The following is a 436-nucleotide window of genomic DNA, read 5'->3' on the forward strand; positions in this document are numbered from 1 at the left end:
GTATTCAGTTTTGAAGGAACAATCCTTCAACGTTCCTCGGTAGCTCAGTTGGTAGAGCAATCGGCTGTTAACCGATCGGTCGGCGGTTCGAGTCCGTCCCGAGGAGCCATATATGCTCCTGTAGCTCAGTCGGTAGAGCGTTTCCATGGTAAGGAAGAGGTCGCAGGTTCGATTCCTGTCGGGAGCACCAGATGTAATCTTATGATCTTGGCCCGTTGGTGAAGCGGTTTAACACAGCAGCCTTTCACGCTGTCATACAGGGGTTCGAATCCCCTACGGGTCACTTAGAAAAATCCCTACATCTTGTGGGTGATTTGGAGGCTTAGCTCAGCTGGGAGAGCATCTGCCTTACAAGCAGAGGGTCGGCGGTTCGATCCCGTCAGCCTCCACCACTACTATCAAAGGGCAAGGAAGGTCAGCTAAAAGCGCCACGTCT

At 52.5% G+C, this 436-nt stretch carries 4 tRNA genes; all 4 read left to right on the plus strand.

The features are described from left to right. Nucleotides 1–33 precede the first annotated feature (33 nt). The 4 genes from HP570_RS29270 to HP570_RS29285 all read left to right on the plus strand — a co-directional run bounded on the left by HP570_RS29270 (nucleotide 34) and on the right by HP570_RS29285 (nucleotide 392). Nucleotides 34–109: transfer RNA gene (locus HP570_RS29270), tRNA-Asn, on the plus strand. A 5-nt stretch (nucleotides 110–114) separates the two neighbouring features. Next, nucleotides 115–190 (plus strand) — tRNA-Thr (locus HP570_RS29275). 19 nt (nucleotides 191–209) lie between these two features. Then, nucleotides 210–283, plus strand: a tRNA-Glu gene (locus tag HP570_RS29280). Nucleotides 284–316: 33 nt separating this feature from the next. Then, nucleotides 317–392, plus strand: a tRNA-Val gene (locus HP570_RS29285). Nucleotides 393–436: the final 44 nt, after the last annotated feature.

Source organism: Brevibacillus sp. RS1.1 (assembly GCF_013284365.1).
Taxonomy (GTDB): domain Bacteria; phylum Bacillota; class Bacilli; order Brevibacillales; family Brevibacillaceae; genus Brevibacillus; species Brevibacillus brevis_D.